We start from the raw sequence: 26,893 nt of genomic DNA, 5'->3' as shown, positions 1-26,893 counted from the left end.
AAGATGAAGTATTAAGAAGGCTCTGGCAAAAACACTTTGACAGGTGTAATTATACCTGATTCTGCTGTCCAATCAAAAATCCCTAAAAATTGTTCATTGGCAGAATATAGCCTTAACAATCCTTCTTCATTAATTTTCTGATTTACGAGTGTATCAGACAGCTTTTTTCCCTGAAACACGGAATTTTCATAACCTTCTTCCAAGCGGTAAGCAGGCATGTTCCATATGGATTGGTCGGTTGGAATGAGATAACTGGACAGAGTCCCCTCATAAACACATTGCTCTATCTCCTCAATCTTAAGACAACGACCCACAGGAATTCCCGCCGACATCGTTCTCGTAAGCTCCACCATCGTAGAAGGATAACCCAATGTCTTGCCAATATCCACACATAGTGTACGTATATAAGTACCTTTGGAGCACAGCACACGAAATGATATTTCGGGATAGCCTTCTTTGATCGTAAGCCCTGTCAGCTCCAGCTCATGGATGGTTACTTCACGGCTTTTGCGCTCAACCGTCTTTCCTTGACGAGCCAGCTCATACAGCCTCTTTCCATCTACCTTAACTGCTGAATACATGGGCGGAACCTGAGAAATCTTCCCTACAAATTGCTCCAGGACTTGTTTAACGTCTTCTGAACTAACCTCAACCTGGTCCACTTGATCAGTGATCTCCCCGGTAATATCTTCGGTGTCTGTTGCAATGCCCAATCGAAGTGTTGCCTCATATTCCTTCGGGAGCTCCTGCAAATATTCAACCACTCTTGTCGCTCTACCCAGACACAATGGAAGCACTCCTGTGACCTGAGGGTCAAGTGTACCCGTATGTCCGATCCTCTTCATCTTTAGAATGCCCCGCATCTTCGCTACGACATCGTGTGATGTAAAGCCTGCTGGCTTGTATAACGGAAGCACACCTTCATATCCGTTCATAATTGTGATTTCACCCGTTCTACAACTTGATTCACTGTGTCTTGCCATGGACCTTCCACTCTAGCTCCCGCTGCCCGAACATGTCCGCCGCCGCCAAAGCCTTGGGCCAGAGCAGCTACGTCTACCTTACCCGCTGATCTGAAGCTGACTTTAGCGACCTCATCACTAATGACTTTAAAAAGAATACCAACCTCGACCCCTTGAATATTCCGCGGGTAGTTGACGATTCCTTCAAGATCATCATTTTGAGCACCGCACTCTACCATGTCTTCTGGAGTGACAACGACCCAGGCAATTTGTCCATCTTCAGAAATAGATAATGTATTAAGAGCTCTTGTTAGTACTTTCAGCTGAGGCAATGTAATCTCTTCAAGCAGTCGTTCAGCCAGCTCGGGGCCATTGACACCAAGCGCAAGCAGATCAGAAGCGATCTTCATCACCTTCGGACTTGTGCTTGAATATCGAAACCCTCCGGTGTCAGTCAATAAACCCGTGTATGCAGCTGTAGCTGCTTCCTTATCCCAAGCCACACCACAAGCTTCAACAAGATCATATAAAATTTCTGCAGTTGCTGCTGCATCATCCTTAATGATGTTCACTTTACCATAACCGTTGTTCGTTGGATGGTGATCAATATTTAAAATATTCGCCTCATCAGCAAACCAGTGCGTTACTTTGCCTACACGCTCATAATCCGCACAATCCACGCAGATAACATGTTGAAACTGCTTCGGAGGGGGTTGCAATGAAGCATTAAGTATTTGGTCCGCATTCCACATATACTGCATGCGCTGTGGTATCGGTCCTTCGTTGATCATCGTGAATTTCTTCCCCAGACATGAGAGAAGCCAGCCCACCATTACGGTGGAGCTGACTGCATCTCCGTCCGGCTGTACATGCGACACGATCAGGTAATCATCATGCAAGAGAAGAAATTCTTTTCCTTGCTCAAGCGCCTGTTCATAAGTCTGCATTGCCGTCTCCTCTATTCATTTTCATTTAGAATCCGGTTTATCAATCTCGGTAAGCAGCTTCTCAATGCGGCTTCCGTAAGCGATGGATTCATCAATCTTGAATATTAACTCGGGAACATGACGAAGTCTAACCCGTTTGCCCAATTCACTGCGAAGAAAACCACTCGCTTTATCCAGAGCCTTCAGGGAATTATGCTTCTGTTCCTCATCACCGAGAACACTCAAATATACTTTGGCTTGGGACAGGTCATTCGTCACTTCGACACCCGTGATGGTTACAAAACCGATACGCGGATCTTTCAGCTCGGATTGGATCAGCAAGCTCAGTTCTTTCTTCACCTGCTCATTAACACGTCCAGTTCTTATTTTAGCCATAGGTGTTCACCTCTCTAGCAAAGGACATTATTATTTACGTTCTACCGTTTCCATTACGAACGCTTCAATAATGTCGCCCTCTTTAATATCGTTGAAATTCTCAATGGTAATACCGCACTCATAACCTTGCGCCACTTCTTTAGCATCATCCTTGAATCGTTTCAGTGTATCTAGTTTGCCCTCAAAGACAACAATTCCATCCCGAATGACGCGAGTTTGAGCTGCACGGGAGATTTTACCGGAAGTAACCATACATCCAGCAATAGTTCCCACTTTACTAATCTTAAAGATATTACGTACTTCGGCATGACCGATGACGCTCTCTTTAAATTCGGGATCCAGCATACCCTTCATAGCCTGCTCGATCTCTTCAATAATGTTATAAATAACGTTGTACAAACGCACGTCGACTTTTTCAGCATCGGCTGTGGATTTCGCTTGAACGTCAGGACGAACATTAAATCCGATAACAATGGCATTGGATGCAGCTGCCAGAATGATATCCGACTCGGTGATTGCACCTGCGCCACTGTGGATAATCTTCACGCGTACACCTTCAACTTCAATCTTCGCCAGAGACCCTTTAAGTGCCTCCACCGAACCTTGAACGTCTCCCTTGATAATCACGTTAAGATCTTTGATTTCTCCGTCCTTAATATGCTTGAACAAGTCGTCCAGCGTTACACGCGTTTGTGTTCCTAGATCGGATTCACGCTGTGTAATTGCACGCTTGTCAGCAATGGAGCGAGCCTTGCGCTCATCTTCAAATACCATAAACGGATCACCCGCAAGAGGTACTTCCTGCAGACCTGTAATTTCAACCGGAGTTGACGGGCCTGCTTCTTTGAGCTTACGGCCTTTATCGTTGACCATCGCACGAACACGTCCGAAGCAGTTACCTGCTACAAACGCATCTCCGACTTTGAGTGTACCGTGTTGAACGAGCAGACGCATTACAGGTCCGCGTCCTTTATCCAGTTCAGCCTCAATAACTGTACCACGTGCACGTTTGTTCGGGTTCGCTTTGTACTCATTCACTTCTGCTACGAGCAGAATCATTTCGAGTAAGTCTTCAATACCCATCTTTTGCTTCGCCGAAACGTTAACAAAGATCGTATCTCCGCCCCACTCTTCTGGAACGAGCTCATAGTTCGTAAGTTCTTGCTTAACACGATCCGGATCTGCACCCGGCTTATCGATCTTGTTGACCGCAACGATAATCGGCAGATTTGCTGCCTTCGCATGGTTGATTGCTTCTACCGTCTGAGGCATAACACCGTCATCCGCTGCAACAACAATGATCGTCATATCCGTAACTTCCGCACCGCGGGCACGCATTGCTGTAAACGCTTCGTGACCCGGAGTATCGAGGAAGGTAATCTTCTTATTGTTTATTTCAACTTGGTATGCACCGATGTGCTGCGTGATACCGCCTGCCTCACCTGCAGTGACACTTGTGGAACGGATCGTATCCAGAAGTGTTGTTTTACCATGGTCGACGTGTCCCATAATCGTAACAACTGGAGGACGAGCTTTCAGATCAGCCGGATCATCGTTTTCTTCAACAGTTTCGAAGCGATCGTCTTCAACCGGGATCTTCACTTCTACTTCGACACCGAATTCACCAGCTAGAAGCAGAATCGTGTCAATATCCAGTTCCTGGTTAATCGTTGCCATAACACCCATCGAGATGAGTTTCTTGATGACTTCAGAAGCATCCTTGTGAAGTAGTTTCGCCGCTTCACCTACAGTCATATTACCGCGAACGATAATTTTCTTCGGTGTGTTGTCGATCTTCTCACGAGGAGGCTGATTGGATTGGTTTCTTCCACGGTTGTTCTTACCACCGCGGTTGTTGCCGCGGTAGTTGCCTCTGCTGTTTCCATCATCAAATCGACGTCCACCGCCACCGCCACCGCCACCGCGGTTGCTATTGTTGCTATTGTTGTTACGGTTTTGACCACCGCGGTTGTTGCCGCCCGCTGAGCTGTTATTGCTTCTGCCTTGGCTGCTGCCTTGGCCACTACCTTGCTGGGAAGAAGGTCTGTTTGCATTTCCGCCTTGTGAAGGACGACCTGCGTTTCCACCTTGTGAAGGGCGGCTTGTGTTTCCGCCTTGTGAAGGGCGGCTTGCGCTTCCGCCTTGTGAAGGACGGGTTCCTTGACCTCCGCCTGATTGGCCTACACTACCGTTTGATCTGCGGTTATCTTGACCGCTTTGTCGTTGGGATCCACTGTTACTGTTTTGATTTGGTCTATTATTCATACCTACCTGCTTTTCCTGTTGTTTTTTTGGTCTTGAGTTACTGCTCTCAGAAGCATTCCGTGTATTGTTAGACTCGTTGTTTTTCACATCGTTTTGCAAATTCTGTGTGGCACCTCCTTGGAAAGACGGATTAGAACGCTCGGTCGCTCCTTGATCTTCACGAACCGCCGATGTCGCCACCGTCTGAGCGGATGAGCTCTGCTCACGTTTCACTGCAGCTCCCGCTTTTATATTGTTAAAAAATTGTTCTACCTTCGCAACGGAGCCATTCTCCATTACACTCATATGATTGTTAACGGGAATATCCAGCTTCTTAAGAATGGTAATGATTTCTTTGCTGCTCATGTTGAGTGATTTTGCATATTCATAAACTCGCAGTTTGCTATCTTGTTTACTCAATATACTCCACCTCCGACATTGTCAAGGCCTGCTTCGCGATCATTTTGACAAATCCCGGATCCGTTACAGCGAGTACAACACGTTCTGGTTTACCCATGGCGCTGCCAAGTGTTTCTCGATCGAAGCCGATCAGAAGAGGAACGTTGTACGATTTGCACTTGTCACGGAATTTTTTGAGTGTATTAGCTGATGCATCGGCCGCAACAATAACCATTTTCGCTTCGGAAGACCGGATAGCCTTTAGCACAATTTCATCGCCAGAAACTAATTTGCCTGCTCGTGTCGCAAGACCTACATAGGACAGCGCCTTATTCATCTTCAGCACTATCCCTTGCGGCCAAAAATTCATCTTCGGCCTTAATAAAGTCTTGTGCAAGCTGCTCATAGATCTCAGGCTTCACTTGTGACTTGAGCGCCCGATCGAGTGATCTGTTCTTCTGAGCGAGACGGAAGCAAGCTTCCTTACCGCAAAGATAAGCACCACGGCCAGATTTCTTGCCCGTAAGGTCAATCAGCACTTCATCTTCCGGTGTTTTAACAACCCTGATTAACTGTTTCTTCGGCATCATTTCTTGACAAGCCACGCATTTGCGAAGCGGTACTTTGCGTTGTTTCATTCTCTAGACCCCCAATCACTTCAGTACAGCTTAATCGACGGTGATGGAATCCTGATGCATTTCACCAGAAGAGTCTTTTTCTCTGCCAAATTCCTGCTCTGCCTGGCTCTCGCTCTTAATATCAATCTTCCAGCCCGTAAGCTTGGCAGCAAGACGCGCATTCTGACCTTTGATACCAATCGCTAGAGACAGCTGATAGTCCGGAACAATCACTCGGGCCATCTTCTCATTCTCAAACACCTGAACTTCCAGAACCTTAGATGGGCTCAGTGCGTTAGCAACATATTCCTCAACCGATTCCGAGAATTTCACGATATCAATTTTCTCTCCGCGCAGCTCGTTAACGATCGTTTGAACACGAGTTCCTCTCGGCCCTACGCAGGATCCCACCGGATCAACCTCTTCATTACGAGAATGAACGGCGATCTTCGAACGGAAGCCTGCTTCGCGTGCAACGGAACGAATCTCAACTACACCATCGAAGATTTCAGGCACTTCAAGTTCAAACAGACGCTTAAGAAGACCAGGGTGTGTGCGGGAAAGCACAATTTGCGGGCCTTTTGTCGTGTTCTCAACCTTAGTAATATAGGCCTTGATCCGATCCCCGTGCACAAATTTCTCGTTCGGCATCAGCTCAGTAAGAGGAAGAACGGCCTCTACCTTGCCGAGGTCGATATAAATGCTGCGTAAATCCTGGCGCTGCACGACACCTGTAACAATGTCCTCTTCTTTGTCAACAAAAGCATTATAGATAAGCCCGCGTTCCGCTTCACGAATACGTTGTGTTACCACCTGCTTAGCTGTTTGAGCTGCAATACGACCGAAATCTCTTGGAGTCACTTCGATCTCTGCTACATCCTCAAGCTGAAAATGCGGGTTAATCTCTCTAGCGGCAGGCAAAGAAATTTCAGTCCGCGGATCGAGCACCTCTTCTACAACCATCTTACGAGCATATACACGGATAACACCGGAATTCCGGTTCATGTCAACACGAACATTTTGCGCAGTATTAAAATTACGCTTGTAGCTCGAAATTAGCGCAGCTTCAATTGCTTCGAACAAAATGTCCTTGCTAATCCCCTTATCCCTTTCCAGTTCATTCATCGCTTCAATAAAATCCATACTCATGAATGTAAATCCCCCTTTCAAACATGTCATCCATAGCGTAAAACGGCGAAGTTCTCTTTATACAGAAACACAAAAGAGAACCTTGCCGTTGCACGCGGGACGAATCTGATCATATCGTGTGTAAATTTAACACTTATAAAACAATGGCCAAACGTGCACTCGCCACTTTTGAATAAGGAACGGCATGCTCTTTTTTACCGGAGGCAATAACCAATTCTTCGTTCTCAAAAGATAACAATTCGCCTTCAAATTCCTTCAGACCGCCTATCGGCTCATATGTAGTGACGTACACATTCTTTCCTACCGCCTTGGCCACGTCGGCAGACTTCTTCAGGGGGCGTTCAGCACCGGGAGAAGAGACTTCTAGAAAATATGCATCAGGGATCGGATCCTTCTTATCCAGCTCAGCGCTTAAAAATTCACTGATCAATCCGCAATCATCCAGATCGATACCACCCTCTTTATCCACGTAAACACGCAGAAAGTAGTTGCTTCCTTCTTTCACGTATTCTACATCTACGAGCTCAAATTCATGCTCATCCAGAAAAGGCTTAATCATTTCTTCCACGGTAGTTTTAATCTTTGTGCTCAAATAAGGTAACCTCCAAGTCAGGTTCGTTCCGGTAAACCGGCAAATTAAAGTGTATACCAAAGAGTAAAGAGTGGGTTTCCCCACTCTTTAAGCAACGGTTTTATCCTCATGATTACCATAAAAATTATAACATAGTCAGACATTAGTGACAAGTATAGTCACTTGACTCACTGTCTCGCCAATAGCAGCCCTTTTTTGCTGACTAAAAGAGTGACAGCTGATTGCTCTCAGGCAGGCCACGGAAACAGCCCATTTGTGTGAGCAGCTCCACCGCCGTCTTACTCGCCTTCGATTTCTGCTGGAAATCCTCAATAGACAGAAACTCTCCGTATTCACGTGCTGCTGCAATATTGCGTGCCGCATTGTCACCAATCCCTGCAAGCGCAGAGAACGGAGGAATCAAGGAATCCCCATCGATCGTAAAGCGTGTCGCATCGGAACGATACAGATCAATCATTTTGAAGCTGAATCCCCGTGCTGTCATCTCCAGCGCCATCTCCAGCACGGACAGCATCGATTTCTCTTTGGTCGAAGCCTGGAAGCCAAGCTGCTCAATCTCAACAATCTTCCTAGATATGGCTTCATATCCCTGACATGCCAGTTCAATATCAAAATCTTCAGCACGCACTGAGAAATAGGTTGCGTAATATTCGATCGGATAATACAGCTTGTAGTATGCTGTGCGAACTGCCGATATAACGTAAGCTGACGCATGGGCTTTCGGGAACATGTACTGAATTTTTAGACAGGAATCGATGTACCACTGTGGAACTTTACAGTTCTTCATTTCATCAATCCATTCCTGGCTGAGGCCTTTACCTTTACGTACACTCTCGGTAATTTTGAAGGCTAGTGCAGCATCCATGCCATGCTTATATATCAAGAACAGCATAATATCATCCCGGCAGCCAATTACGGTCTTAATGTTGCAGGTCCCGTTCTTGATCAGCTCCTGAGCATTCCCTAGCCATACGCCTGTTCCGTGGGACAACCCTGAAATTTGCAGAAGGTCAGCAAAAGTGCTCGGCTGGGATTCCTGCAGCATCTGTCTTACGAATTTGGTCCCCATCTCCGGCACACCGTAGGTGGCGACTGGAGTGCGAATCTGTTCTGGAGTCACTCCAAGCGCATCCGTCGAATTGAACATGCTCATAACCTTAGGATCATTCATTGGGATGGTGGTTGGATCAACCCCCGTCAAATCCTGAAGCATCCGCATCATCGTCGGGTCATCATGACCCAGTATATCCAGCTTGAGCAGGTTATCCTCGAAGGCGTGATAGTCGAAGTGCGTTGTTTTCCATTCTGCACTTGTATCATCCGCCGGATACTGCACAGGTGTCACATCTTCCACTTCGATATAGTCTGGTACAACCACAATTCCGCCCGGATGCTGTCCGGTACTCCGCTTCACGCCCGTACATCCTGATGCAAGCCGGTTCAGCTCCGCTCCTCTCCAGGATTTATGATGGGCCTCCTCGTATTTCTTCGCGAAACCAAACGCCGTCTTCTCCGCGACTGTACCGATTGTTCCTGCACGGTATACACTCTTCTCACCGAACATGACCTTTGTAAAATGGTGAGCCTTCGGCTGATACTCACCTGAGAAGTTAAGATCGATATCGGGAACCTTGTCTCCCTTAAAGCCAAGGAACGTTTCAAAAGGAATATCCTGACCTTCGCCTTTAAACGCATTACCGCATTCAGGACAATCCTTCGCCGGTAAGTCAAATCCACTTTTCACACTACCATCAAGGAACCATTCACTGTGCTTGCATTCCGGGTTAACACAAATATAATGCGGCGGCAGCGGATTAACCTCGGATATACCAAGGAATGTTGCTACGACAGAGGAACCTACAGACCCCCGAGAGCCAACGAGATATCCATCCTCGTTCGATTTCTTAACCAGCTTCTCTGATATAAGATAGTTGGCTGAGAAACCAAATTTAATAATAGGCTCCAGCTCTTTTTCCAGCCGCTTGACGACGACATCCGGAACTTCCTCGCCATATATGGACTTGGCTGTATCATAGCACTTGCTGCGAATTTCTTCTTCCGCTCCCTCAATAATCGGGGTGAAGAGCTCTTTGGGAAAGAGCTGTATCTCTTCAAAGCGATCCGCAAGCTCACTCGTATTCGTGACGACCACTTCATAAGCTTTATCCTTGCCAAGAAACTCGAATTCCTCCAGCATTTCGTCCGTCGTACGGAAGTGAGCATCGGGCTTGCGCATATCCTTGAGTGGACTAAACCCGGTGATGCCGTGAATCGTAATATCTCTATAAATTTTGTCTCTTGGATCAAGGTAATGGACATTCCCTGTCGCGACGACCGGTTTGCCCAGCTTCTCACCGATCTCGACGACTTTACGAATTGCAATTTTGATCTCGTCCGGCGTTGCTACGAGTCCCTTGTCAACAAGATGCATATACATCGTAATTGGCTGAATCTCCAAAATGTCATAGAACTGCGCGATTTCCTCTGCTTCTTCAACCGATTTATTGAGTACAGCTTCAAAAAACTCACCCTTCTCGCAGCCGGACATGATCAGCAGTCCATCTCGATGAGCCACCAGCTTCGACTTCGGAATTGTTGCAACCCGCTTAAAATGCTCCGTATGGGACAGGCTAACCAGCTTGTACAGATTCTTCTTGCCTGTACCATTGAGTGCATAAATTCCACTATGGAACGGCCTAGCATTCGACAGGTCCTTCCCAACATAATCATTCAGCCGATCCAGCATCGTGATCCCCTTCAGCTGTGCAGCATCATTCAGCAGCCCTGTCAGTATGCCGGCAAGCGCAATCGTATCGTCAATCGCCCGGTGATGATTCTCAAGCGAAACCTTATATTTATCCGCGAGCGTATTCAAGCGGTGATTTTTCATCGTTGGGTGCAGCAATCTAGCGAGCTCCAGTGTATCCAGTACGGGATTCTCCAGCGGCTCCATTCCGATTGTTTTGAGATTGGCTTGAATAAAGCCGATGTCAAATCTCGCGTTGTGCGCCACTAATATACTATCCCCCACAAACTTGACGAAGTCATGCAATACGGGCTCAAGCTCTGGAGCATCCTTGACCATCTCATCATTAATGTTGGTGAGCTGCTGAATGTTATATGGAATTCGCTCATGAGGATTCACAAAGGTCGCAAATCGGTCGACTTCCTTGTCATCCTGCATTTTTACCGCTGCAATTTCTATGATCTTATTCTGTGTTACCGATAAACCTGTTGTCTCTATATCAAATACAATATACTCTGCTGTCTTCAGCTCCAAGGGCTGCGGCTTCATAACAACCTCAACAGCATCATTGACGATATTGGCCTCGAGTCCGTAAATCATTTTGACGCCGTGCTTTTTGGCTGCCTTGGCTGCCTCCGGATAGACCTGAACACCTCCGTGATCCGTTACAGCGATCGCCTTGTGACCCCATTGGGCTGCTGTTTTGACATACGTATCAATTGAGGTTACCGCGTCCATCGTACTCATCTTCGTATGAAGGTGAAATTCGACTCGCTTCTCTGCTGCGTTGTCTTTACGTGTCGGCGGTGCCTGTACCTCGACGAGATCTGACGGAATCATGGCGAGCTCAGGCACTTGCATAAACCGGTCGTACTCAACTCGTCCTCGTACCTTCACCCATTTGCCATTTGCCAGCAGATTCATAATTTTCACATCTTCTTTGGACTTCGCAAATACTTTCATCTGCATGGAATCCGTAAAGTCGGTCAAATAGAACATGTAAAGTGTATTACCGTTGCGGAGTTCTTTTTTGTCCAGACCGAATACGGTTCCTTGTAGCGTAATCTTCTTCTCTTCATCCTGCACTTCCTGGATGGGGACAGCCGGCTCCTTAATCTCATAGCCCATTTGCAGCCTGACGTCGCCCTCTTCTTCCTCTACAGGGGCCATCTCGGCTTCAATCATGCTCATCATGTTCTCAATGACAACACGTTCTTCTTCCCGTTTCTTCTGTTCAAACTTCTCCAGCTCTTCCCGGTTGCTCTCGCCAACCAGCATTTTCACTTTAAGTGGTAGCTTGAAGTAACGATCATAATACGTGGTTATTGCCTGATCAATCTGCTTCTTGCGAGCCAGCTCCAGCGCCATGCCATCACTCATCGTCAGCGTAAGCAGACCCGACTCGACCTCCTGCGTCGCCCGGTTCATCCAGCCATTAACAGATGGAATCTGCTGATGGACCCACTCCAGGAACAGATTCCAATACTCTGCCACGATATCTGCTTCAGATACAGCCGAACCGTAGTTGAAAGTAAATGAAATTTTGGCAATATGACTCATCTTATCTCGAATATGCAGACAGAATGCTTTAAAGACAGGAGCGGGAACCAGTGTATCCTTTGTAATGGTGATGTGCCATTCACGATTCATGCGGCTGATTTCCACCTGGTCGATAAAGCCGTCAATAAAATGAGGCTCCACGATGCCCGCCGGCAAATCAACCTGCTTCATCAGCAGCTCAAACCGTTTTCTTTTCTCATCCGTTCCGTTCAATCTTTCTCCCCCCGTTTCAAACCATAGAACATGAAAAGCTTCTGCACGCAAAAATGGGAACCGATCCGCTAAAAGGCACCGTCTCATTTCGGACAGAAGCTTGTCATTCTCTTACACTTATACGCTCAAAAAATACGCTCAAAAAAAATTAATATGCTCTAGCAAATACTACCGTATGTTCGGCTTTCTGTCCACATACCAGACAGGTATGTTTTTCCTCAGCAGGTTCAAACGGAATGTTACGGCTCGTCGCCCCTGTCACTTCTTTGACCTTGTCTTCACAAGCGTCAGAACCACACCAGCCGGCAAGTGAGAAGCCGCGTTTCTCTTCCATCAGTTCCTTCATCTCGTCAAGCGTATTAACAGAGTAGAAGTTGTCCTTCATGAAGTTCTGGGCACGCTCGAACATTTCGTTCTGTACTTGCTCCAGCATTGCCTTGATCTCTTCAACCAGATCTGCCTGCTGAACCACCTTCTTCTCACCGGAGATTCTGGATACAAGCACACATACTCCATTCTCCATGTCACGAGGACCGATCTCCAGGCGCACAGGTACACCACGCATTTCGTATTCGTTAAATTTCCAGCCAGGACGTACATCACTGCGATCATCCATTTTCACACGAATACCGGCCTTCTTCAGTTCTGCATACAGCTCATCCGCTCGGCCAACAACTTGATCACGAGTCTTCGGAGGTCCAATTGGAATCATGATCACTTGTGTAGGCGCAACCTTAGGAGGCAGTGCCAGTCCACGATCATCACCGTGCACCATAATCATGGCACCAATCAGACGCGTGCTTGTCCCCCATGAAGTGGTATGTGCATACTCCAGCGTATTCTCACGATTCAAGTACTGTATTTCAAAAGCTTTGGCGAAATTTGTACCCATGTAATGGGAGGTTCCTGCTTGAACCGCACGTCCATCCTTCATCATGGCCTCAATGGAGAAGGTGTCCACTGCACCGGCAAATTTCTCGGATTTGGTCTTTTGCCCTTTGATAACCGGAATCGCCAGAACATTCTCAACAACCTCACGGTACACCTCTAGCATTTGCATCGTTTCCTGACGAGCTTCCTCTTCCGTTTCATGAGCAGTATGGCCTTCTTGCCATAAGAACTCGCTTGTGCGCAAGAAAGGCATCGTACGTTTCTCCCACCGTACCACGTTGGCCCACTGATTGATCATCACTGGCAGATCACGATAGGATTGAATCCATTTGGAATACATATGTCCAAAGATCGTCTCCGAGGTAGGACGAATAGCAAGTCTCTCTTCAAGCTTCTCTCCACCCGCTTCTGTTACCCATGGCAGTTCAGGATTGAAGCCTTCCACGTGCTCTTTCTCCTTCTGGAAGAAGCTCTCCGGGATAAACATCGGGAAGTATGCGTTACGATGGCCTGTTTCTTTGAAACGGCGGTCCATCTCTTCCTGAATATGCTCCCAGATTTCATAGCCATCCGGTTTGAATACGATACATCCCCGAACTGGAGAATAATCCATCAGATCTGCTTTCTTAATGGTGTCTATATACCAGCGAGAGAAATCCTCTGACTGGGGTGTAATTTCAGTGACAAACTGTTTATCGTTCGACATAAGACTCGTTTCCGTCCTCCCATAGTTCACACACCATCCTTAGACCTTACGGTTCATAAATGATATGCGAGCAACAATTATCCATTAATCAATCTTAAAATATCGTTATAGGTTACAGCGATCATTAACAAGAACAGCATCGCGAACCCAATGAAGTGCACCATACCTTCACGATTCGGATCAATCGGTTTGCCGCGAAGCCCTTCAATCCCCAAGAAGATAAGTCGGCTTCCATCCAGTGCTGGAATCGGCAACAGATTAAATATCCCTAAATATAGGCTAAGGATTGCAGTCCATTGTGTCAACTGTAAAATACCCTGCTTCGCAATTTGCCCCGTCACTTCAAAGGTACGAACCGGTCCGCCCAGATCATCGATGTTGAACTGAGCAATCAGCATCCGGAAACCTTCAAATATGCTCTCCGTTGTTGTGACCATATTTTTGCCGGCTACAGCAAAGGACTGGAAGAATCCGACATCCTCAGTAGGTATTTCAGATGTGATTCCGACCTTTCCACCTTCCTGGCCTTCCATTGCTCTCGGGGTAATACTTAGATTGAATACCTCGTCTCCTCTTCGTACAGTCCAATCCATGGGTTGGTCCATCGATTCAGCAATCATCGTCACCATTTTATTGTAATCTCCACCAATGGCTTCACCATTAATGGTTTCAATGATATCGCCTTTACGAAGGTCGGCTTCTGCAGCAGGCATCCCCTCAGTAACATTACCAATCTTCACATAAGTTGGATTCTCAACCGGGGTGCCGGCGATCATGGCATGGATCGCAAACAGGACAAAGGCCAGCAAGAAGTTCATAAACGGTCCGGCAAAAATGGCCAGCGCTCTTTGACCGACCGTTTTGCTGTTAAACTGGCGATCCTTAGGAGCAATCTGTGTCTCCTGTCCTCTTGCAATGAGCATAGCCTGTGGATGGACAGGGAATTGCTGCTTCTCTCCATCAACATCCATCTCGATCATAAGTCTGCGCTCCAGATCGATGGACAGGATTTCTCCGCGCACCACGTTTTTGCGGTTATCCAGCTGATCAAGGTATATCGATTTCACCAGTCCGTCCGCTGACTTAATCGCAATCGTCTGACCTGGTTGAACCTCAATAAGCTCGGGATCTTCACCCGCCATCCGTGCATATCCTCCAAACGGAAGCAAACGCAGGGTGAACACCGTCTCCTGATACTTATAAGAAAACAGCTTTGGACCAAAACCGATGGCAAATTCTCTAACGAGAATTCCCGCACGCTTGGCAAAATAGTAATGGCCCCATTCATGTACCGTCACAATGACGAAAAACATGAGCACTGTTAGTACTACAATTTGCAAGGTTTCCAAGTTACTTCCATCCTCCTTTTACTTAAGAAGAGCTAGTCATGTCCTACTTACATTATCATTATTCAGATAGAGGATACAAGAGAATCAAATCTTTTATGCCGCATCTCCTTATTAAATCAAGTAAGCAGGATGAAACCTTGTTTACATTTGTCCCGCCAGCTTTCTGACATATTGATCCACTCTGTCAATTTCAGCAAGGTCAGGATTTAGCGCATTGCTGTGAGTTTCTATCACTCGCTCAATAATTTCCTCAATCTTAAGGAAGGAAATTTCACCTGTTAGGAACCGCGCGACAGCGACTTCATTGGCCGCATTAAATGCCGTTGGTGCCGTACCTCCCATTTTGCCGCATTCAAAAGCAAGCCGGAGACAAGGGAAGCGTTCCATATCCATCTCTTTAAAATGCAAAGATCCAATCTCTGCGAGCGACAAAGACTTTGCAGGTGAAGGCAGCCTATTCGGATAAGTTAGTGCATATTGGATCGGCACTCGCATATCAGGATTCCCCATCTGTGCAATCATGCTCGTATCCTGAAACTCGACAAAAGAATGAATAATACTCTCTGGATGCAGCAAGACATTGATCTGCTCGTAAGGAAGACCGAACAGCCATCTAGCTTCGATAACTTCAAGTCCTTTGTTCACCATTGTTGCAGAATCAATCGTAATCTTGGAACCCATCGACCAGTTTGGATGCTTCAGTGCATCCTCCACCGTCACATGCTGCAGCTGATCTCGGGATAAATGTCTGAAAGATCCGCCTGAGGCTGTCAGTGTTATATTTTTCACTTCACGAATTTCTTCGCCGTTCAGACATTGAAATATGGCCGAATGTTCACTGTCGACGGGTATAATTTGCACACCATTATCCTTGGCCAGTGATGTAACCAGATGACCAGCAGTTACAAGAGTCTCCTTATTCGCAAGCCCAATTTGCTTCCGTTCCTTAATCGCCGCAAGAGTAGATTTGAGGCCTACACTACCCATGACCGCTGTAATTACCATCTCTGCGTCGGTTCCAGCAGCCACTTCTATTAATCCTTCCTCACCGAAGTATACTTCGGTGCCCGCAGGAACATTGGATTTGACCCTATCGATATCTTCCTTACGGCCTACAGAGACTTTCTTAGGATGATATACGTTCGTCTGCTCGATCAGCAGTTCCACATTCGATCCGGCTGACAAGCCTTCTACTTGAAATTTATCCGGATGCATTGAAATGACATCCAATGTCTGAGTTCCAATAGAACCTGTGGAACCAAGAACTGATATTTTCTTCATATGGTACACCTCATGTCATGTCTTCGATCGCACAATTGTATCTATACATCCTTCTGCTAGTAAGGTATCAGTGCGAGCATATGTACAAACGGAAATACAAATATCCAGCTGTCACAGCGATCAAGAATACCGCCATGCCCAGGGAGCAGACTGCCCGAATCCTTAATTCCATACACACGCTTGTATGCAGACTGTACCAAATCTCCCATTTGTCCAATAATTGCAGAGGACAGTCCGATCAGCACTGCATTTCCAACACCGACAATTCCATCGGATAACAACGCAAAGCCTATCGAAATGATAACTGCGATGACAATGCCCCCGACAGCTCCTTCGATCGTTTTGTTCGGACTGATCACAGGCCAGAGCTTATGCTTACCGATCGTTTTACCGACAAAATAGGCACCGGCATCACTGCCCCATATACTGACTAGAATCATAAAGGTCCAGAACAAACCATCCTCTAACTGACGAGTTGCTGCAATATAATAAAAACCGATTCCAACATATACGACACCAATAAACATCAGTGCCGCTGTTTGAACGGTCAGTTTGTTCTTGGTTGTTACTGTAGCAGTGAGGAACAGCAGCATTAAGAGCCATATGATCTGAATATGCGACAATGATATATCTAAGCCTGTGAGTATTGATGGAAATACGAGTATCAGAACGCTAATATAGCCTATAAATGCAGTTCCTCCAAAAGGTGAGACCCTGGTCATCCGAATAAATTCATATAAACCGATCAGAGACATCAAGAGGATCAGAAGGTTATACCAAGTTCCTCCCAATATGGCAAATCCCAGAAAAAAAACTCCGGCAACAATTCCCGTTATGACTCGCTGTTTCAACTTGGTCCATCCTCCATTACTTCAAACCGCCATATCTTCTCGTTCTTTGCTGATATTCAGCTACAGCCTCATACAAATGCTGTTTTTCGAATTCAGGCCAATAAATGTCAGTAAACCACAACTCGCTATAAGCAAGCTGCCACAACATGAAATTACTTAAACGAAGCTCACCGCTCGTACGTATAAGCAGATCAGGATCAGGCAAGCTGCTTGTTAACAAATGTTCCCCGATCAGCTCAGACGTAATCTCACTTGCTTGAAGTTCCCCGGCTTCAATTCTAAGGCCTAGTGATCTTACTGCCTCCGTAATCTCCTTACGACTGCCATAATTCAGAGCAAAATTCAGTACCAGCCCGGTATTGTGTTTTGTCTTTTCAATCGCCTCTTTGACCGCCTTAATGGTATGCTCCGGAAGCTGCTCTTCATGCCCCATCATTTGGACGCGCACATTTTTTTCAATGAGCTCATCCAGTTCCTGTGATAAGAAATCAACGGGCAGTCTCATCAAAAAATCAACTTCGTCTCTTGGCCTGGTCCAATTCTCGGTGGAAAAGGCATACATGGTCAAATATTCCACACCTAAATCATTTGCAGCTATCGTAGCACGTTTAACAGCCTTCATGCCACTCTGATGACCCATAATACGGGGCAAGCCCTGCCGTTTAGCCCATCTTCCGTTACCATCCATAATAATAGCAACATGCTTCGGGATGTTATCCTTGGACAGCTGTGGCAGTTCTTTCTTGTCATCACCGTTTAACCATGACCGAAAGCGTTTCATCATTCGACTTCCTCCAAAATTCCCATGAAGTTTCTTTTCACTCTTGTGAAAAGAGCAAACCCCACCGAAGGCGGAGGGGCCGTATGCTATGCTTAATTAAACTTCCATAATTTCTTTTTCTTTTGCAGCAAGAACTTTATCTACTTCAGCAACAAACTTGTCTGTTGCTTTTTGAATATCGTCTTGATGTCTGCGAGACTCGTCTTCCGAAATATCGGATTTTTCGAGCTTCTTAATATCATCGTTCGCATCACGGCGAATATTACGGATCGCAACCTTTGCATCTTCACCGAATTTCTTCGTGAATTTAACCAGCTCCGTTCTGCGCTCCTCTGTAAGCGGAGGAATCGATAAACGAATCATTGCTCCATCATTCGCTGGAGTCAGTCCCAGATCAGATTTCATAATCGCACGCTCGATATCAGCGAGAGAGGATTTGTCCCAAGGCTGAATCATCAGCGTACGGGAATCCGGTGTGTTAATATTTGCAAGCTGGTTCAGAGGCGTCATTGCACCATAATATTCAACTTGAATACGATCAAGCAGTGCAGGCGTTGCACGACCTGCGCGAAGTGTTGATAGATCCCGTTTCAGTGCTTGAATCGCTTTGTCCATGCGCTCTTCCGCATTCTTCTTAATTGATTGTGGCATTAGTCTACACTCCCTTTAACGATGGTTCCAATTTTTTCGCCAAGCAGAACACGTTTGATATTACCTTGTTCCGTAATAGCGAATACAATGAGTGGAATGTTGTTATCCATACAGAGTGAGGAAGCAGTGGAGTCCATAACTCCCAGGTTCTTGTTCAATACATCAAGATATGTTAATTGCTCATATTTCACAGCTGTGCTGTCTTTAAATGGATCTGCAGAATAAACTCCATCCACTTTATTTTTTGCCATCAGGATCACTTCAGCTTCAATCTCTGCTGCACGAAGTGCTGCTGTCGTATCTGTGGAGAAGAATGGGTTACCTGTTCCTGCTGCAAAAATAACGACGCGTCCTTTTTCGAGATGACGAATCGCTCTGCGGCGAATATAAGGCTCTGCAATTTGCTGCATTGCGATTGAAGTTTGAACACGAGTCGGCACTTCAATCTGCTCAAGCGCATCCTGCAGCGCCAAGGAGTTCATCACCGTAGCGAGCATACCCATGTAATCTGCAGTAGCCCGGTCAATACCGTTCTCACTACCTGCGATGCCGCGCCAGATGTTGCCTCCACCGCATACAATGGCAACTTCTACACCCAATTCCACAACTTCTTTGACCTGCTTAGCAATAGATGAGATCGTTTCCGCATCGATGCCGTATCCATTTTGTCCTGCCAGCGATTCACCGCTGACCTTAAGTACTACCCTTTTAAATACAGGCTGTTTCAAATGTTCACCCTCCACTTCAAAATGACGCTTCCCCACGTCAAATAAGCACTTGTAAACCTCATATTAGTTAAAAAGAAAGGAACACGGATTGTGTTCCACTCTTCGTTAAAGAAAACTTTCTGAGCCGAATCTCGGACTATCCAGTTCTTCTTCCAATATAAAGGTGTCTTGTAAAATCTCTTGAAGCTAATCTAATTATATCTTCAGAAGACATGGGCAAGTCCGATTTCTGTTCATACATGTTTCAATAATTAGTTTTTCACTTGTGCCATAACTTCTTCTACGAAGTTATCTTGTTTTTTCTCAAGACCTTCACCCAGTTCGTAACGAACAAAGCGACGGATGGAAATATTTTCACCGATTGTGCTGATTTTTTCGTTCAGCAATTGTTGAACCGTAACATCAGGGTTCTTAACGAAGGATTGCTCAAGCAGGCAGAACTCTTCGTAGTATTTACCGATGCGGCCTTCAACCATTTTTTCAACGATTTTTTCTGGTTTTCCTTCGTTCAGAGCTTGAGCTTTCAAAATTTCTTTTTCTTTCTCAATCTCTTCCTGAGGAACTTCTTCACGAGTTACATAGCGCGGGCTGGAAGCAGCGATGTGCATAGCGATGTCGCGTGCAAACTCTTTGAATTGGTCAGTCATAGCTACGAAGTCTGTTTCGCAGTTAACTTCAACCAATACGCCGATGCGTCCGCCAGCGTGGATGTAAGATTGAACCACACCTTCAGTTGCTACACGGCCAGCTTTGTTTGCTGCTGCAGCCAGGCCTTTTTCACGAAGAATTTCAGTTGCTTTTGTTACATCATTGTTCGCTTCTTCCAGTGCTTTTTTGCAATCCAGCATACCAGCGCCAGTTTTTTCGCGAAGCTCTTTAACCAATTTCGCATCTACTGCCATTTGTTTTCCCTCCAGAGGATATTTTTGCGTATGACCCTAAAAAAAGGGCAGTGAAAGGTTATCCACCTACCAACCACCCTTTTCATTTAATTCATATACATGAGACCCTTACAAAGTCATTCTTAAGCGGATGTTTCTTCGCCTTGATGAGCTTCGATAACAGCATCAGCCATTTTACCAGTAAGCAATTTAACCGCGCGAATCGCGTCATCGTTACCAGGAATGACATAATCGATTTCGTCCGGATCGCAGTTTGTATCAACGATACCTACGATTGGGATACCCAATTTGCGAGCTTCCGCAACTGCGATACGCTCTTTACGTGGGTCGATTACGAACAGGGCGCTTGGAAGACCCTTCATGTTCTTGATACCGCCGAGGAATTTCTCGAGACGGTCTTTCTCTTTACGGAGAATGATAACTTCTTTCTTAGGCAGCACTTGGAAAGTGCCGTCCTCTTCCCAAGCTTCCAACTGTTTCAAACGATCGATACGTTTTTGAATAGTTTGGAAGTTAGTCAGAGTACCACCGAGCCAACGTTGGTTAATAAAGAACTGACCAGCGCGCTCTGCTTCTTCTTTTACGGAATCTTGAGCTTGTTTCTTAGTACCTACGAACAGAATAGTTCCATTCTCTCCTGCGATACTCTTAACAAAGTTGTAAGCTTCCTCAACCTTTTTCACTGTCTTTTGCAAGTCAATGATGTAAATACCGTTTCTTTCAGTGAAGATATAACGATCCATCTTTGGATTCCAACGGCGAGTTTGGTGACCGAAGTGAACCCCAGCTTCGAGAAGCTGTTTCATGGAGATAACTGCCATCTCCACACACCTCCTAATTATTGGTTTTTGTGTCCTCCGCCGGCATCATTTCCCGTCAAGACTTACCATAAGGCAAGCACCCTCGACAGAATTAGCACAGCGTGTGTTTTAACACCGTCAATTAATATATCACAACTGCATCCCCGATGCAACAAAGTTAGCATGAATCTCTTTTGATTTCACAATACCTTCAAAAAACTAGTTGCTAATCAGGGACCTGATATGAGCTTTGATATAACCGAATCTATTGATTCTCCCTCTGTGAACTCGTAGCTGCCTACCTGAATCTTATTGTTGATCTTTTGTTTCCGGGCCTCTTCGATGAAAGCATCACGATTATCTAATACACGAAGAGACGACAAATGATCTGCAACATCATTGAGGGTAGCTCCGTTTATTACTCGATAAGAAATTGTACCTGGTGCTGGCTCGTCTGCCGGCTTGGGAGCCTGTGAATTCTCCGGTGCTGCCGGCTGATCCGGCTGTTCGGGGGTGCTGGCCTCCGGTCCATCACTGCTAGGCTTTTTGCCAGAGTTATCGCTCGAAGATGTGCTGCTACCCTGCGCCCGCTCCTCTGCCTTTGCCTCGGTCCATTCTTCTTCTGTCATGACCTCGGCAGAAGCATCATATACCTTCAGCTCCAATTCATCAGCTGCCTCTTGAACCTGTTCTCTTGTCAGTGTACTAAGATCTAGCGTCTGATCTCCTCCAGCTTGTCCTTGTCCGATCAAAGCCAGCTGCAGAATCAATGCACCTGCTGCAATTCCGGTTCCAAGTCCGAGAAGAAAGGAACGATTTTTGATCATCGTCTCCCCTCCTTATTCCCAAGCTGTAATATAACCTGGACCTCTCCTTTGGGCATGTTCAGCTTGTTCGAAATATAATCTACAGACTTTCCTTCCCCATCGAGCTTGAACAGCTCTGGAAACCGCGACTGAATTGAAGTCGTTTCGGAAGGGACTTCCTTGCTTTCTAGGATCGGATTTGCTTCTACCGCAGCAGCAAGCTCTCTCTCCTGGGTTGATATTGGAACGGCCACTGTTTCCTTGTAAGCTGACTGTACCGCTATTTGGGAGTGTAAGGAGCTGAGCTGCTGGCGTAAATCTTGAATTTCCTGTTCTCTGCGTTTGTCTGTCTCTGACCATTCCTGCTGATAGTGCTTAAGCTTGTGAATAACCTTCTCATTCTCAAGCTCAATTTCCGCCAGGTAACGATCCAGTGTAGACTCTACGTCCTTTACTACCTTCTGTCCTGAGTCCGTCCTTGATTTGGGCATAAACCAAGCGAATACAATGACACATAGGCCAAGTACGACGATAGTACTCCATGGTTGCATGAGTCTGTTCTCCTTTATTTACGTGCACTTGCATTTAGAATTCATTAAGTATTTATTGCAATACAGAACCGTTAACTATATCCTATGTGATTACAAACTCACATCAAAGTTTTTCCCCTTAAACGGGTGCTCAGCGGGGACAGCAGATATTTCGTCTGCAAGCTCATTACTCTGATTCAACGGTTCTCCCTGTGTATGTGAAGCATTGCGCTGATCCCTGATACTTGCCTGCTCAGACTCGTTTGTCTTTGGACTTTGCTTCGATTTTTTCTTGATCTGCCTGGATTGATTGTCCGCGAGCAGCGACTGCTCTGATGATCTTCTGTGGTCGTATTCACTTTGATAACGTCCCGCCTCACTCGTGCGCGGTATAGCAATTTGAAGTTCAACCGCTTTTAGACTCATCTGATAAAGTCACTCCTTTGGGTGGTGTAATATAATTTACATTCCTTTTAAGGGTACCATGGAAATATCGCCATTATGATAAAAAAACGATATTCTTGTCGCAGAATCTTTAACAAATCTAGTGTATCTGCCGATAACTATTTTAGAGCCGCCGTAGATGGTCTTCATGACATCAACACTCGCATTGGATGTATCCTCGAGCAATTTCTCGATATCAAGGATCCGTTCCTTAATCTCAGCAAGTTCTCGCATACTTGACTGATGGGTGACCTGAAGCTTCATTCTCATACTCATTTTTTCAGGGGCCAGCTGCCCGGATGCAGCCATTTGATCAAGCAAATGTAATGCTTTTGCCGTCTTGTCGATGCTTTCCGTTTGGGCTTTAAGCTCTGTTCTCAGCTGTGCAAGCTCATTGCGCAGCTCTGGAACGACACCCACTTCAATCGTTGTCACGGTTGACATGGTATTCCCGATCGTCCGTGCTACCACTTTTTCACCAGCCTGAATGACACCGCCGACGATAAGGCCCTTGGTACCTTCACACATGCATTGCTTGCCTGCCCTAATATTAGAATGCATGATGCTCTGAGTAACGAAAACACTTCCTCCAGCCTGTACATTGGCGTCCTGAATGAAGGAGCTCTTTACATCGACACCTGCTTGGATAAGCCCTTTATTATAGCCGATAATTCCGCCGGTAACCTGTATAGACCCTCCTGCATAGAGTTCTGCTCCTTCGACTCCGCCAACCACACGGATATCTCCTGCAGCTTTGACTTTAAAGCCCGTCAGCACATTTCCTCTTATGACAACCGTACCTACAAAATCAATATTTCCAGTATTATAATCAATGTCTCCGTTCACTTCGTACACAGGGAATACATTGATTCGATCCTTTTCCGTAGGAGTAACAAGCCCATCTAGTGCGGCATACATGGCATCGCCTTCGGCGTTAACGACTACATTTTTGCCCGGCTTAAATCTGGCTTCCTTCCCAGGGCGATAGGGTATCACTTCACCTTTGACACTCTTTCCAGGTATACCTGGCTCGGGCGGCTTCCGTCTAGCAATAACCTGCCCTTTTTTTACATTACTGAGCTGCGTAATTTCTTTGTAATCGACTCTCCCGCCCTCTGTTTCAAGCGGCTTGCGTTCTCCGGCTTCGACCAAATTCGTAATCAATTCAATGGAACCGTCGGTCCCAGGGACCGGGTCATCACCTGAAGCCACCGTCGGCTTCAATCCATAATATGCTGATGGACGTTTCGCGATATCCTGTAGGACCTCCTCGTGAACTCCATAGACGATTCCTTGCTGAGCAAGATATGCTTTTAATTCCCCAGCTGTAATTTCAAATTCTTCTTGTCTAATCATATCAAGTACTGCGCTGCTGTGATCAGCTGAAAACAGCACCTTCATATATTGCGCTGGGTCTAATTTCTGCGTCATCTGCAACCTTCCTTCTTTCTCCATAGACAGCTTATTTTAAAATTACTCTTATTCTAATCCCTGTTCATTAAGAGCTCACGCTGTTTCTCAAGAGTACCTCTCAGCCTCAGAATTGCCTTGGAGTGAAGCTGGGAAATACGTGATGGTGACAATGACATTACTTCTGCAATTTCACTCAATGATAAATCCTCATAATATAATAATGAGACCACAATTCTTTCTTTTTCCGTCAGCTTGTCAATCCCCTGCATCAATGCCTGCTTCAAATGAATATCTTTTACAGTCTGCTCAGGGGCATAGGCTTTCTCATCGATCAATAGAGACATTCGTGTCTCCGCATCCTCTTCGCGCAGTGGATCCTCAAGCGAATAAAGCGACATTACCGCGACTTCCTGCAGCATATTCCTGAAATCTCCAGCAGAAACATCGAGATATTGGCCCATCTCTTCATCAGTAACACTTCTTGAATACCTCTGTTCCAAATGCTGATAGGCCTCTTCAATCTTCTTCGCCTTCTCTCTGACAGATCTCGGCACCCAGTCACCCTGGCGTAAGCCATCGAGAATCGCACCTCTCACTCTCCATGAAGCATAAGTCTCAAATTGAAGTCCGCGCTTATAATCAAATTTGTCCAGAGCATCCATCAGTCCCAGAGCACCATTGCTCTCCAAATCATCCTTTGATACATTCTTGGGCAATCCGACGGCGAGCCGACTTGAGACATACTGAACGATATGAAGATGTTTTTCAATCAGCTGATTCCTTGCATCCAGGTCCCCTTGTTCCTTCCATTTTTCCCACAGGTCCATATCTGCCAAATGGGACGAATTTCGGCCTGTCATATCGCTTCACCCCCTTTAATTGTCTGACAAGTGTCGAACGGCTTTTGCCAATTCTTCAGCATCCTTTGTTCGAACAAGCTTCGGAGGATTTAGAGGTTCAAATCCAGTTTCAGCTGCTGATTTTTTGGGTTCACTCTTACTTTCTTCCTGCGGTGAATACTTTAATAGATTCCTTAGCTCCTCATCATCATCTGGAGCGGTTATATCGAGCTGTGTTCCCTTATGCTCCGTACCATCATTCTGCTGGCTATGATCTTCAGCACTTTGCGTCGGTGCCAGGACGTATCCCAGCACCCATCTGCAAATAAAAGCAATGACAAACCAGATCACAAAGGCTGTGCCCGCACGGTACAAACTAGTAGATAACAAGTTACTGCTGTATGAAACAAAAAAGGTATAGACTAAACCGATAAGACCAAACACAAAATTTATGCGAATCGTACCAAACAACGTAGTCATAACTCTTTCACACCCATCTGTACGCTTCGAATCGTCAACACCCCTGTATCCCGATCCAGATCAATGGTTCTGCCATGATGTCCACCACAATCTTCTGCGATCAGCGGAATTTCTGCTAAATTCAAAGCTTCTTTGCACGCTTCCGTATTTCGAGGGCCAATACGTAACGTATCCCCAGATCCGGCAAATTGAAACATCTGAGATCCACCTGCCATTTTCGCAACAATATGCGGCTGGGATGCTCCCAGCGCCTTCATTCTATCTAACAGAAGTACGATTGCGGTATCCGCGTATTTTGCCCGATTTAAATCCACACTCTCTCTAGCAATAGAGGAAGATGGGAGCATTACATGCGCCATACCGCAAATCCTGCTTACAGGATCGTACAATGTGACACCCACACAGGATCCAAGCCCGGTCGTTCTAATGACTCCTGGCTCAGCCAGAATATTTAAATCCGCCATCCCTACCTTAATCAGCTTCTTCTGCTCTATCATCAGCCATGTACTCCAAGTGCTTCAAATATAGCGTCAAAGGATTCGGGATCGGGTATTAGGAAAAATTGTCCTTGCACCCGATTTGATCCCTCCAGGAAATTCGTATCGATCAGCAGGGCTTCATTTCCCATATGACTCATATGAAGCAGCCCGTAGCTGAGAATCGCTCCAGCCATATCAACGGCAAAGCCGGGCACGGTAGGCAGCATGGCTAACTGAGTAAAATCTGCCAGTGAAGACAGGTAGGATCCGGCCAGTATATTCCCGACCTCAGACAAGATGGATCGTTCCATGTCGGAGAATTCAAGCACCTCATTGGTCACTGCTCCACTGAAGTGATGCAGCAGCTGTTTGGCTGCCTCCGGCGTCATCATAAAAAACAAATTCCCCGGCGCATCACCTTCTACTCTAAAGTAGACGGCAGTTACAATACTCTCGTCACCACCAACGCTCTCTGCAATCAATTCAAAGGGGACACGCTGAACCGTGGGGACCCCCATATCAATCGGCCTGTTCAGCAGTGTCGATAACGCAGTAGCCGCATGGCCGGCTCCTATATTGCCAATTTCCTTCAGAACATCCATTTCAATATCATGAAATTGATCAAAAGAGCGTGTCATTATCCTTCCATACCTTCGAGCATAACAATTTCGCTCTTATTCAACACTTCCACCAGATTTAGCATAATAAGCAAGCGATCTTCACCCAGCTTGGCAACGCCTCTCAAGTACTTGGCTTTTACGCCGCCAATAACCTCTGGCGGATTCTCGATATCTCCTGAATGAATGTCTAGTACATCGTTTGCCGAATCGACAATAAAGCCAACCTGCATCTCTTGCACAGTCACCATAATGATTCGGGTATGATCGGTATACTCCGTCTCTGGAAGAGAAAAGCGTCCTCGCAAATCTATGATGGGAATAACAACACCGCGAAGATTGACTACACCTTTTACAAATGAATAGGTTTTGGGAACTCTCGTAATCGGCATCATTCTCTCAATGGTTTGAACCTGATCCACCTCAATGCCATACTCTTCTTCACCCAGTTTGAATACAATTACTTTAATATCTTCTGCCATGACCTAATACCTCCTTAAGTAATGAACAACCTTCTATGCGGGAATTCAGCACCGCTGAA

General features: G+C 46.0%; 27 protein-coding genes. All 27 read right to left on the bottom strand.

All coding sequences use genetic code 11. The features are described from left to right. Positions 1–11: 11 nt before the first annotated feature. Positions 12–935: a tRNA pseudouridine(55) synthase TruB gene (gene truB / locus ACFSVM_RS06725; protein WP_379261009.1), complete on the bottom strand. Its 924-nt coding sequence runs from the start codon at positions 933–935 to the stop codon at positions 12–14. Further along, a complete protein-coding gene (locus ACFSVM_RS06720) occupies positions 932–1,909 on the bottom strand; it encodes a DHH family phosphoesterase (RefSeq protein WP_379261007.1) in 978 nt (325 codons plus the stop codon). Before ACFSVM_RS06720 ends, truB begins: the two co-directional genes overlap by 4 nt. A 21-nt stretch (positions 1,910–1,930) precedes the next feature. After that, complete coding sequence (rbfA, locus tag ACFSVM_RS06715) at positions 1,931–2,284, bottom strand: 30S ribosome-binding factor RbfA (RefSeq protein ID WP_076311111.1); 354 nt, start codon at positions 2,282–2,284, stop codon at positions 1,931–1,933. Positions 2,285–2,314: 30 nt separating this feature from the next. After that, complete coding sequence (gene infB, locus ACFSVM_RS06710) at positions 2,315–4,948, bottom strand: translation initiation factor IF-2 (RefSeq protein ID WP_379261004.1); 2,634 nt, start codon at positions 4,946–4,948, stop codon at positions 2,315–2,317. Beyond that, positions 4,941–5,264, bottom strand: coding sequence for a L7Ae/L30e/S12e/Gadd45 family ribosomal protein (locus tag ACFSVM_RS06705; protein ID WP_152557580.1), 324 nt, complete (start codon positions 5,262–5,264; stop codon positions 4,941–4,943). The genes infB and ACFSVM_RS06705 overlap by 8 nt, the downstream gene beginning before the upstream one ends. Then, positions 5,257–5,565, bottom strand: a complete 309-nt coding sequence (gene rnpM, locus ACFSVM_RS06700; RefSeq protein WP_076311114.1) for an RNase P modulator RnpM — start codon at positions 5,563–5,565, stop codon at positions 5,257–5,259. The genes ACFSVM_RS06705 and rnpM overlap by 8 nt, the downstream gene beginning before the upstream one ends. Positions 5,566–5,595: 30 nt before the next feature. Further along, positions 5,596–6,693, bottom strand: coding sequence for a transcription termination factor NusA (gene nusA, locus ACFSVM_RS06695; protein ID WP_047909682.1), 1,098 nt, complete (start codon positions 6,691–6,693; stop codon positions 5,596–5,598). A gap of 133 nt (positions 6,694–6,826) precedes the next feature. Further along, positions 6,827–7,285, bottom strand: a complete 459-nt coding sequence (gene rimP, locus ACFSVM_RS06690) for a ribosome maturation factor RimP (protein ID WP_047909683.1) — start codon at positions 7,283–7,285, stop codon at positions 6,827–6,829. Between the two features lie 202 nt (positions 7,286–7,487). Further along, positions 7,488–11,804 (bottom strand): PolC-type DNA polymerase III, encoded by a 4,317-nt coding sequence (locus tag ACFSVM_RS06685; RefSeq protein ID WP_379261001.1) that lies wholly within the window; start codon positions 11,802–11,804, stop codon positions 7,488–7,490. A gap of 148 nt (positions 11,805–11,952) precedes the next feature. After that, entirely contained in the window at positions 11,953–13,401 is a 1,449-nt protein-coding gene (gene proS, locus ACFSVM_RS06680; RefSeq protein ID WP_090722964.1) for a proline--tRNA ligase, read from the bottom strand. A 77-nt stretch (positions 13,402–13,478) separates the two neighbouring features. Further along, positions 13,479–14,750: an RIP metalloprotease RseP gene (rseP, locus tag ACFSVM_RS06675; protein ID WP_379260999.1), complete on the bottom strand. Its 1,272-nt coding sequence runs from the start codon at positions 14,748–14,750 to the stop codon at positions 13,479–13,481. 141 nt (positions 14,751–14,891) lie between these two features. After that, positions 14,892–16,031 (bottom strand): 1-deoxy-D-xylulose-5-phosphate reductoisomerase, encoded by a 1,140-nt coding sequence (locus ACFSVM_RS06670; RefSeq protein ID WP_379260997.1) that lies wholly within the window; start codon positions 16,029–16,031, stop codon positions 14,892–14,894. 56 nt (positions 16,032–16,087) lie between these two features. After that, on the bottom strand, positions 16,088–16,882 hold the full coding sequence (locus tag ACFSVM_RS06665; RefSeq protein WP_379260995.1) for a phosphatidate cytidylyltransferase: 795 nt from the start codon (positions 16,880–16,882) through the stop codon (positions 16,088–16,090). Positions 16,883–16,898: 16 nt separating this feature from the next. Further along, a complete protein-coding gene (locus ACFSVM_RS06660) occupies positions 16,899–17,666 on the bottom strand; it encodes an isoprenyl transferase (RefSeq protein WP_090722969.1) in 768 nt (255 codons plus the stop codon). A gap of 93 nt (positions 17,667–17,759) precedes the next feature. After that, the gene (gene frr, locus ACFSVM_RS06655) at positions 17,760–18,314 is read right to left on the bottom strand and encodes a ribosome recycling factor (RefSeq protein ID WP_076311121.1); all 555 of its coding nucleotides are present in this window, start codon (positions 18,312–18,314) and stop codon (positions 17,760–17,762) included. Continuing rightward, a complete protein-coding gene (gene pyrH / locus ACFSVM_RS06650; protein WP_047909690.1) occupies positions 18,314–19,042 on the bottom strand; it encodes a UMP kinase in 729 nt (242 codons plus the stop codon). The genes frr and pyrH overlap by 1 nt, the downstream gene beginning before the upstream one ends. A gap of 251 nt (positions 19,043–19,293) precedes the next feature. Next, positions 19,294–19,944, bottom strand: a complete 651-nt coding sequence (tsf, locus tag ACFSVM_RS06645; RefSeq protein WP_076311122.1) for a translation elongation factor Ts — start codon at positions 19,942–19,944, stop codon at positions 19,294–19,296. Positions 19,945–20,066: 122 nt separating this feature from the next. Further along, entirely contained in the window at positions 20,067–20,765 is a 699-nt protein-coding gene (gene rpsB, locus ACFSVM_RS06640) for a 30S ribosomal protein S2 (RefSeq protein ID WP_047909692.1), read from the bottom strand. Between the two features lie 209 nt (positions 20,766–20,974). Further along, positions 20,975–21,571: a hypothetical protein gene (locus ACFSVM_RS06635; protein WP_379260991.1), complete on the bottom strand. Its 597-nt coding sequence runs from the start codon at positions 21,569–21,571 to the stop codon at positions 20,975–20,977. Continuing rightward, positions 21,568–22,101: a hypothetical protein gene (locus tag ACFSVM_RS06630; RefSeq protein WP_379260989.1), complete on the bottom strand. Its 534-nt coding sequence runs from the start codon at positions 22,099–22,101 to the stop codon at positions 21,568–21,570. The genes ACFSVM_RS06635 and ACFSVM_RS06630 overlap by 4 nt, the downstream gene beginning before the upstream one ends. Positions 22,102–22,191: 90 nt before the next feature. After that, entirely contained in the window at positions 22,192–22,506 is a 315-nt protein-coding gene (locus ACFSVM_RS06625; protein WP_379260987.1) for a hypothetical protein, read from the bottom strand. A gap of 36 nt (positions 22,507–22,542) precedes the next feature. Next, the gene (locus tag ACFSVM_RS06620; protein WP_379260985.1) at positions 22,543–23,955 is read right to left on the bottom strand and encodes a DUF342 domain-containing protein; all 1,413 of its coding nucleotides are present in this window, start codon (positions 23,953–23,955) and stop codon (positions 22,543–22,545) included. 53 nt (positions 23,956–24,008) lie between these two features. Next, positions 24,009–24,797 (bottom strand): FliA/WhiG family RNA polymerase sigma factor, encoded by a 789-nt coding sequence (locus ACFSVM_RS06615; RefSeq protein ID WP_076311127.1) that lies wholly within the window; start codon positions 24,795–24,797, stop codon positions 24,009–24,011. Positions 24,798–24,812: 15 nt separating this feature from the next. After that, positions 24,813–25,256, bottom strand: a complete 444-nt coding sequence (locus ACFSVM_RS06610; RefSeq protein ID WP_076311128.1) for a hypothetical protein — start codon at positions 25,254–25,256, stop codon at positions 24,813–24,815. Beyond that, positions 25,253–25,753 carry a chemotaxis protein CheD gene (locus ACFSVM_RS06605; protein WP_379260983.1) on the bottom strand — a complete coding sequence of 167 codons (501 nt, stop codon included), beginning with the start codon at positions 25,751–25,753 and terminating at the stop codon, positions 25,253–25,255. Before ACFSVM_RS06605 ends, ACFSVM_RS06610 begins: the two co-directional genes overlap by 4 nt. Next, positions 25,753–26,373, bottom strand: a complete 621-nt coding sequence (locus tag ACFSVM_RS06600; protein ID WP_076311130.1) for a chemotaxis protein CheC — start codon at positions 26,371–26,373, stop codon at positions 25,753–25,755. The genes ACFSVM_RS06605 and ACFSVM_RS06600 overlap by 1 nt, the downstream gene beginning before the upstream one ends. Beyond that, positions 26,373–26,834 carry a chemotaxis protein CheW gene (locus ACFSVM_RS06595; protein WP_047909700.1) on the bottom strand — a complete coding sequence of 154 codons (462 nt, stop codon included), beginning with the start codon at positions 26,832–26,834 and terminating at the stop codon, positions 26,373–26,375. Before ACFSVM_RS06595 ends, ACFSVM_RS06600 begins: the two co-directional genes overlap by 1 nt. Positions 26,835–26,893: the final 59 nt, after the last annotated feature.

The sequence above is a fragment of the Paenibacillus shunpengii genome (assembly GCF_042684905.1).
Taxonomy (GTDB): Bacteria; Bacillota; Bacilli; order Paenibacillales; family Paenibacillaceae; genus Paenibacillus; species Paenibacillus shunpengii.
The sequence above is the reverse complement of the archived record's forward strand: the minus strand, read 5'-3'. Positions and strand labels throughout refer to the sequence as shown.

Coding starts and splice junctions, on each gene's coding strand:
- truB (WP_379261009.1), bottom strand. CDS start 935: ATGAACGGATATGAAGGTGTGCTTCCGTTATACAAGCCAGCAGGCTTT.
- ACFSVM_RS06720 (WP_379261007.1), bottom strand. CDS start 1,909: ATGCAGACTTATGAACAGGCGCTTGAGCAAGGAAAAGAATTTCTTCTC.
- rbfA (WP_076311111.1), bottom strand. CDS start 2,284: ATGGCTAAAATAAGAACTGGACGTGTTAATGAGCAGGTGAAGAAAGAA.
- ACFSVM_RS06705 (WP_152557580.1), bottom strand. CDS start 5,264: ATGAATAAGGCGCTGTCCTATGTAGGTCTTGCGACACGAGCAGGCAAA.
- rnpM (WP_076311114.1), bottom strand. CDS start 5,565: ATGAAACAACGCAAAGTACCGCTTCGCAAATGCGTGGCTTGTCAAGAA.
- nusA (WP_047909682.1), bottom strand. CDS start 6,693: ATGAGTATGGATTTTATTGAAGCGATGAATGAACTGGAAAGGGATAAG.
- proS (WP_090722964.1), bottom strand. CDS start 13,401: ATGTCGAACGATAAACAGTTTGTCACTGAAATTACACCCCAGTCAGAG.
- ACFSVM_RS06670 (WP_379260997.1), bottom strand. CDS start 16,031: ATGAAGAAAATATCAGTTCTTGGTTCCACAGGTTCTATTGGAACTCAG.
- ACFSVM_RS06660 (WP_090722969.1), bottom strand. CDS start 17,666: ATGATGAAACGCTTTCGGTCATGGTTAAACGGTGATGACAAGAAAGAA.
- frr (WP_076311121.1), bottom strand. CDS start 18,314: ATGCCACAATCAATTAAGAAGAATGCGGAAGAGCGCATGGACAAAGCG.
- tsf (WP_076311122.1), bottom strand. CDS start 19,944: ATGGCAGTAGATGCGAAATTGGTTAAAGAGCTTCGCGAAAAAACTGGC.
- rpsB (WP_047909692.1), bottom strand. CDS start 20,765: ATGGCAGTTATCTCCATGAAACAGCTTCTCGAAGCTGGGGTTCACTTC.
- ACFSVM_RS06635 (WP_379260991.1), bottom strand. CDS start 21,571: ATGATCAAAAATCGTTCCTTTCTTCTCGGACTTGGAACCGGAATTGCA.
- ACFSVM_RS06630 (WP_379260989.1), bottom strand. CDS start 22,101: ATGCAACCATGGAGTACTATCGTCGTACTTGGCCTATGTGTCATTGTA.
- ACFSVM_RS06625 (WP_379260987.1), bottom strand. CDS start 22,506: ATGAGTCTAAAAGCGGTTGAACTTCAAATTGCTATACCGCGCACGAGT.
- ACFSVM_RS06620 (WP_379260985.1), bottom strand. CDS start 23,955: ATGACGCAGAAATTAGACCCAGCGCAATATATGAAGGTGCTGTTTTCA.
- ACFSVM_RS06615 (WP_076311127.1), bottom strand. CDS start 24,797: ATGACAGGCCGAAATTCGTCCCATTTGGCAGATATGGACCTGTGGGAA.
- ACFSVM_RS06610 (WP_076311128.1), bottom strand. CDS start 25,256: ATGACTACGTTGTTTGGTACGATTCGCATAAATTTTGTGTTTGGTCTT.
- ACFSVM_RS06605 (WP_379260983.1), bottom strand. CDS start 25,753: ATGATAGAGCAGAAGAAGCTGATTAAGGTAGGGATGGCGGATTTAAAT.
- ACFSVM_RS06600 (WP_076311130.1), bottom strand. CDS start 26,373: ATGACACGCTCTTTTGATCAATTTCATGATATTGAAATGGATGTTCTG.
- ACFSVM_RS06595 (WP_047909700.1), bottom strand. CDS start 26,834: ATGGCAGAAGATATTAAAGTAATTGTATTCAAACTGGGTGAAGAAGAG.